The sequence below is a fragment of the uncultured Rikenella sp. genome (assembly GCF_947628055.1).
Classification (GTDB): Bacteria; Bacteroidota; Bacteroidia; order Bacteroidales; family Rikenellaceae; genus Rikenella.
The window spans coordinates 1-6,451 of the sequence record NZ_CANQYJ010000127.1 but is presented as its reverse complement, the minus strand read 5'-3'; the positions used below and the strand labels follow the sequence as shown (position 1 = coordinate 6,451).

The window sequence follows — 6,451 nt, the reverse complement described above, 5'->3', positions numbered from 1 at the left end:
CTGCGGTTTTCCTCGCGCTACCTCGGCATAGCCCGCAAGCGGTCTCTGCCCTCGGAACGCTGCTCGGTTCTTTGGTGCCAAAGAAAGTAAGTGCCTCCGCGGCATGAGCGGTGAAGCGAAAACCAAAAGCCCCACCCGGCGCATAAGGGCTGCAAAAAAAGCTTATTATAAAGAACAAACGCCCCGCCGGCTTGAAGCGATTACCGAAGAGAAAGCCTCCGCGGCATGAGCGGTGAAGCGGGAACAAAAAACCCCACCCGGCATGAAGGCAACGAAGAAAAAACTCGCCGACGCAAGGCCATAAAAAACGACGGTTAATACCTGAATCGCCCCTGCGGAGTTAGGGTTAGTTACAGCCCGGTTCGAGTGCCGAGCAGCACCGGGTCTTCTGCGAAACGACCGGATTCACGACAAGAGATTAGAAAGAATGAAAGACAAAGAGACCCTGCTGGCACTCGTGGAACGTGAGATCAGGCACCTGCCGATAGACGACAGCGAGCCGCGCGGACTGTACGCCCCGATCCGCTACATACTCGAAGACGGCGGGAAACGGATACGGCCCTTGCTGTGCCTGATGGGCGCCGATTTGTACAGCGGCGCGCCGGAGACCGCGTTATCCGCTGCGGTAGCCGTGGAAGTCTTCCACAACTTCACCCTGCTGCACGACGACATCATGGACAACGCCGAACTGCGGCGCGGGCGGCCCACCGTACATGAAAAATGGGACTCCAACCGCGCGATACTCTCCGGCGACGCCATGCTGATCCTCGCCTACCGGATTTTGCAAGACGGACGCTTGACCTACGGGGCGGAAAAACTGCCCGAACTGCTCGATGTTTTCAGTCGCGCCGCGATGGAAGTGTGTCAGGGGCAGCAGTACGACATGGAATTCGAGACCTCCGACCGAGATGTCTCGCAGGCGGAATACATCGAGATGATCCGGCTCAAGACCTCGGTGCTGCTGGCCGCAGCGTTGGAGATGGGGGCGATCGTCGGGGGAGCGGAGGCGGAGGCGCGGAGGGCGTTGTACGAGTTCGGAGTGAACTTGGGGTTAGCTTTCCAGATACAGGACGACCTGCTCGACACCTACGGCGACGCGCAGACTTTCGGGAAAAAGATCGGCGGCGACATTGCGGCGGGGAAGAAGACATTCCTGCATATCGCGGCGATGGCAGCGGCTTCGGATGCTCAGCGGGAGGCGATTCTCGCGCCGGGGGACATTGCGGAAAAACTGCCGCGGGTGCGGGGGATATACGATCTCCTCGGGGTGCGGGAGAGGGCGGAGGCGGCGATCGGCGAATACTTTGCCCGGGCGATGGCGGCTTTGCAGCAGGCGCATCCGCAGCCGGAACGGCTGACGGTGTTGGAAGAGTATGCTTATTCATTGATGAAACGAACGAAATAACGATGTATAAAGAACTTTTCAACGACCCGCAGAACGCTTCGGAAAAAGTTTACGTGAACGGGAAGCTGCATCGGGATGTGCGAGTGGGGATGCGGCGGGTGCACTTGACGAACGGGGAAGATTTCGACCTGTACGATACGACAGGGCCTTATACCGCTCCCGGCTACGAGGCGGATACGGAGCGGGGGCTGCCGCGGTTGCGCGAGGGGTGGATCGAGGCGCGGGCGGCGGCTTTGCCGGCAGGAGAGTTCCACACCCAGCGGTGGTATGCCCGGCACGGAGTGGTGACGCCGGAGATGGAGTATGCCGCCTTGCGCGAAAACGCCGGGCTGCGGCCGACCGACAAGGGGTATGTCACGCCGGAGCAGGTGCGGCGGTCGATTGCCGAGGGGCGGGCGATTCTGCCGGCCAACCGCCGGCATCCGGAGACCGAACCGATGGTGATCGGGACGGAATATTTGGTGAAAATCAACGCCAATATCGGCAATTCGGCTTTAGGTTCTTCGATTGCGGAGGAGGTCGAAAAGGCGCTGTGGGCGATCCGGTGGGGGGCGGACACGGTGATGGACCTTTCGACGGGCAAGGATATTCACCGGACGCGGGAGGCGATTCTGCGCAACGTACCGGTGCCGATCGGAACGGTGCCGATGTACCAGGCGCTGGAAAAGGTGGGCGGGGTGGTCGAGGATATGACGTGGGAGGCTTATCGGGACACGCTGGTTGAGCAGTGCGAACAGGGGGTGGACTACTTCACGATCCACGCGGGGCTTTTGAAAGAGCATGTGCCGCTGGCGCAGCGGCGAGTGACGGGGATTGTCTCGCGGGGGGGCTCCATCATGGCGAAGTGGATGGCGCACCACGGGCGGGAGAGTTTCCTCTACGAACATTTCGACGAAATTTGCGAGATCATGGCGCGGTACGATGTGGCGCTGTCGTTAGGGGACGGGCTGCGGCCGGGGTGCATCGCGGATGCGAACGACGCGGCGCAGTTCGGAGAGCTCAGAACGTTGGGCGAGCTGTGCCGGCGGGCGTGGGAGCATGACGTGCAGGTGATTATCGAGGGGCCGGGACATGTGCCGATGAACCGGATTCGAGAGAACATGGATCGACAGGTCGAGTGGTGCCACGGGGCGCCGTTCTACACGCTGGGGCCGTTGGTGAGCGACATCGGGGCGGGCTATGACCATATCACGTCGGCGATCGGCGGGGCGATGATCGGCTGGCTGGGGACGGCGATGTTGTGCTATGTGACGACGAAGGAGCATCTGGCGCTGCCGAATCGAGACGATGTGCGCGAGGGGGTGGTGACGTACAAATTAGCGGCGCATGCGGCGGATCTGGCGAAGGGGCATCCGGCGGCGATTGCGCGGGATTTGGCGATGAGCCGGGCGCGGTATGATTTCCGGTGGATAGATCAGTTCAGCTTGTCGCTGGATCCGGAACGGGCGCGGCGGATGCACCGGGAGATGGTGGGCGAAAATGCGGATTTTTGTGCGATGTGCGGGCCGCATTTCTGTGCCATGAGAATCACAAAATCGATCAAGTAACCGTTCGGTTATTCGCTACCCTATGTTTGAGGAAACTGTTCTCTTTGTGAACAAAGAGAACCAGAAAAACTTTCTGAGATGCTTCGCATCTCTTGATGCCTGCCGGGTACCTTTGTCTTTGATTTTTTGGGGGGTGAGCAATAGCGGGCACTTAGGTAAATAACGCTTTATGCCCGCTATTGCCACGCCCCCCAAAAAACGCAATGCAAGAGGACTGCGGAGCGTAAGGAGTAGCGTAGCTATCTGAAAGTCTTTTGGGTACCTTTTCTTCAGAAAAGGTACGGTTCCATCCAATAGGGCACAGAATAAACGAACGATTAATATTTCAATGATATGAACAGTTTTGGGCGACGATTCAGAGTATCGATTTTCGGCGAATCGCACGGCGAACAGATCGGCATAATCATAGACGGCGCCCCCGCCGGGATCGCCCTGAGCGAAGCCGACCTGCAAGCCGACCTCGACCGGCGGCGCGCAGGCGCCAAAGGCACCACTCCGCGCAAAGAAGCCGACCAGCCCCATATCGTATCCGGCGTTTTCAACGGACACACGACCGGAGCGCCGCTGACCGTCGTATTTCAGAACACCGACACCCGCTCCGGCGACTATTCCAACCTCGTGACCCAGCCGCGGCCCGGCCATGCCGACTTCGTAGCACGCGAGAAATGGCACGGATACAGCGACTACCGCGGCGGCGGCCATTTTTCCGGACGCATTACCCTCGGGATCGTAGCCGCAGGAGCGATCGCAAAAAAAATATTGGGTAACGGCATAAAAGTGGAGAGCCGGATTCTGGAAATCGGCGGTTTTACCCGGCAGGAAGAGATAGACGCAGCCGTGCAACGGGCGGTAGACGAGCAGGATTCGCTCGGCGGGATCGTCGAATGCATCGCCACCGGGGTACCCGTCGGGTGGGGCGAACCCTTCTTCGACTCCGTCGAAGCGGTACTGAGCCACGCCCTGTTCTCCATTCCCGCGATCAAAGGCGTCGAATTCGGAGCCGGCTTTGCCGCAGCCCGGATGCGCGGCAGCGAACACAACGACGAGATTATTGCAGCCGACGGGACGACCCGCACCAACCACGCCGGCGGCATCAACGGCGGCATCAGCAACGGGAACCCCATCGTATTCCGAGCGGTAGTCAAACCGACCTCCAGTATTGCACGCATGCAGGAGACCTACAATTTCGCCGACGGGAAAGTCGAACCGTTAGTCGTGCGCGGGCGGCACGACGCCTGCATCGCCCTGCGCGTGCCCGTGGTGGTGGAGGCGATGACCGCTATCGTACTGTGCGATTTCGCCCTCGTTTCCGCCGACGGCCGGAAATCCGCGCCCTGCACGCCTGAGGGGTAAATGTGAACCGCGCATTGCGAATTCTGAATTTATGATTACCTTTGCAAGATGCAAAACCATCCCTGAGTGAGCGCGAATGCCACATATACGATAGATTTTCATGGCCTTAAGGCGGGGCATGAAGGGGGGTACGACTATGTTTTTCCGATCGACGACAGCTTCTTCGCACACTGGCCCGAGGCGGAGATTCGTGCGGGGCGGGGAGAGGCGCACGTGCATGCGGTGAAGCACGCTTCGATGCTGGAACTGGCTGTTACTGTCGACGCGGAAGTGCTCTTGACATGCGACCGGTGTCTGGACGAATTCCTGTGCCCGGTGCATTTCGAGGGACATTCGGTGGTCAAGATCAGCGACTCGATACCGGAAGGGGAACGGTATTCGGGCGATGCGCACCGGGCGGCCAATAACAGCGACGGGGAATTGCTGTGGATCTCGCCGGCGGATCCGAATCTGGATCTGGGACAATATATTTATGAGAGTATTATGCTCTCTTTGCCGTTCCAGCGGGTGCATCCGGCGCTTGAGGATTGCAATCCGGACATGCTGAAACGGTTCCGGATCGTTACGGAATCGGAATTCGACGCCTTGACGCAGGAGAATAAGGGGACGCAGACTGAAAGCCCGTTCTCGGCGCTTGCCGGGCTGGGGGAAGACAATAAATAAAGAATACGATAAATTAGCAAATAAAGAAAATGGCACATCCTAAACACAAGATCTCATCGACCCGCCGTGACAAGAGACGAACTCATTACAAGGCCGTAGCGCCGACGCTGGCTACCTGCTCCAACTGCGGGGCGACTATTCTGTACCATCGCGTCTGCCCGGAGTGCGGCTTCTACCGGGGCAAGAAGGCGATGGAAGTCAAGGGCCAATAGTTTTTTCGGGGGTATTATACCGGAAAATTATGCCCGATTATACCGGAGGCCTGCGCAAGACCGGTTCCCCGGGCGGGGGGGGGAAATAAATAAAAGGCAGGCATCGCTTGCGGTCGCAACGGGATCTTTTCTCGTCCGGGGTCGTATATTCGATTCTGGCCGTGCGGCCGTGCGGTAAAAACCATCACGAACCTAACGTCATAAATTATGAGAATAGGCCTTGATGCAATGGGTGGCGATTTTGCTCCGCGGGTGACCGTGGAGGGTGCCCATGCGGCCTTGACACATTTGTCGGCGGAGACGACCCTTGTCCTGTTCGGCGACCGGGCGGCTTTGGCGGCCGAAGATACATACGGCCTGCTGGACGATCCGCGGATCGATGTCGTTCACACCTCCGAGGTCATCGCTATGGGCGATCACCCGGTAAAGGCTTTCGCCCAGAAGAGCGATTCGAGTATCGCTGTCGGTTTTCGTCATTTGTGCGAAGGGGACATCGCCGGCTTTGCCAGTGCGGGGAGCACCGGGGCGATGATGGTGGGCAGCATGCAGGCTGTGGGGCAGATCGAGGGGGTGATCCGTCCGGCGATCGCCACGGCGTTCAGAACGGCTATGGGAACGGACGTGCTGCTGCTCGACGTGGGGCTGAATGCGGATTGCAAACCGGAGGTGCTCACTCAGTACGGAACGATCGGGAGCATCTATGCGCGCGAAACGCTGGGCATTCCGAATCCGAGGGTGGCGCTGCTCAACATCGGGGAGGAACCGGAAAAGGGAAACTTGCTGACCAAGGCGACTTATCCGATGATGGCGGAACGCGGGGCGGCGGGCGACTATAACTTTGTGGGGAATGTGGAGGGCAAGCATCTGCTGACGGGAGAGGTGGCGGATGTGGTGGTCTGCGACGGTTTCTCGGGCAATACGCTGCTCAAAACGATCGAGGGATTTTATCGTATCTTGCATCGGAAGGGGCAGTCTTCGCCGATTATCGAGGGACTGAATTACGAAAATGTCGGCGGCACTCCGGTGCTGGGGATCAATTCGACTGTGATTATCGGCCATGGCTGCTCGTCGGCTCTGGCTATTGCCAATATGATACGATTGACCGAACGTGCGGCGCGAACGGATATGGTATCGCAATTCAAAAGGGCGTTCAACGGGTAGTTCTCTTTTAATACTCGTCGAACCCTTTTTATTTTTAACCGTTCGTTCATTCACTGCCCTATGTTTGAGGGAACTGTTCTCTTTGTGAACAAAGAGAACCAGAAAAACTT

6 protein-coding genes are annotated in these 6,451 nt (G+C 58.6%); all 6 read left to right on the top strand.

All coding sequences use genetic code 11. The features are described 5' to 3' along the window. Window positions 1-427: 427 nt before the first annotated feature. The 6 genes from Q0Z93_RS09410 to Q0Z93_RS09385 all read left to right on the top strand — a co-directional run bounded on the left by Q0Z93_RS09410 (window position 428) and on the right by Q0Z93_RS09385 (window position 6,341). A complete protein-coding gene (locus tag Q0Z93_RS09410) occupies window positions 428-1,405 on the top strand; it encodes a polyprenyl synthetase family protein (protein ID WP_298064881.1) in 978 nt (325 codons plus the stop codon). A 2-nt stretch (window positions 1,406-1,407) separates the two neighbouring features. After that, entirely contained in the window at window positions 1,408-2,952 is a 1,545-nt protein-coding gene (gene thiC, locus Q0Z93_RS09405) for a phosphomethylpyrimidine synthase ThiC (RefSeq protein WP_298064879.1), read from the top strand. Window positions 2,953-3,285: 333 nt separating this feature from the next. Further along, window positions 3,286-4,305, top strand: coding sequence for a chorismate synthase (locus Q0Z93_RS09400; RefSeq protein ID WP_298064878.1), 1,020 nt, complete (start codon window positions 3,286-3,288; stop codon window positions 4,303-4,305). Between the two features lie 66 nt (window positions 4,306-4,371). Further along, window positions 4,372-4,968 carry a DUF177 domain-containing protein gene (locus Q0Z93_RS09395; RefSeq protein WP_298064876.1) on the top strand — a complete coding sequence of 199 codons (597 nt, stop codon included), beginning with the start codon at window positions 4,372-4,374 and terminating at the stop codon, window positions 4,966-4,968. A 29-nt stretch (window positions 4,969-4,997) separates the two neighbouring features. Beyond that, window positions 4,998-5,180: a 50S ribosomal protein L32 gene (gene rpmF, locus Q0Z93_RS09390; protein WP_298064874.1), complete on the top strand. Its 183-nt coding sequence runs from the start codon at window positions 4,998-5,000 to the stop codon at window positions 5,178-5,180. A 207-nt stretch (window positions 5,181-5,387) separates the two neighbouring features. Beyond that, a complete protein-coding gene (locus Q0Z93_RS09385; protein WP_298064873.1) occupies window positions 5,388-6,341 on the top strand; it encodes a phosphate--acyl-ACP acyltransferase in 954 nt (317 codons plus the stop codon). Window positions 6,342-6,451: the final 110 nt, after the last annotated feature.

Bases quoted from the DNA above. Each gene is read 5' to 3' on its own strand.
- Q0Z93_RS09410 (WP_298064881.1), top strand. From the start codon at position 428: ATGAAAGACAAAGAGACCCTGCTGGCACTCGTGGAACGTGAGATCAGG.
- Q0Z93_RS09400 (WP_298064878.1), top strand. From the start codon at position 3,286: ATGAACAGTTTTGGGCGACGATTCAGAGTATCGATTTTCGGCGAATCG.
- Q0Z93_RS09385 (WP_298064873.1), top strand. From the start codon at position 5,388: ATGAGAATAGGCCTTGATGCAATGGGTGGCGATTTTGCTCCGCGGGTG.
- thiC (WP_298064879.1), top strand. From the start codon at position 1,408: ATGTATAAAGAACTTTTCAACGACCCGCAGAACGCTTCGGAAAAAGTT.
- rpmF (WP_298064874.1), top strand. From the start codon at position 4,998: ATGGCACATCCTAAACACAAGATCTCATCGACCCGCCGTGACAAGAGA.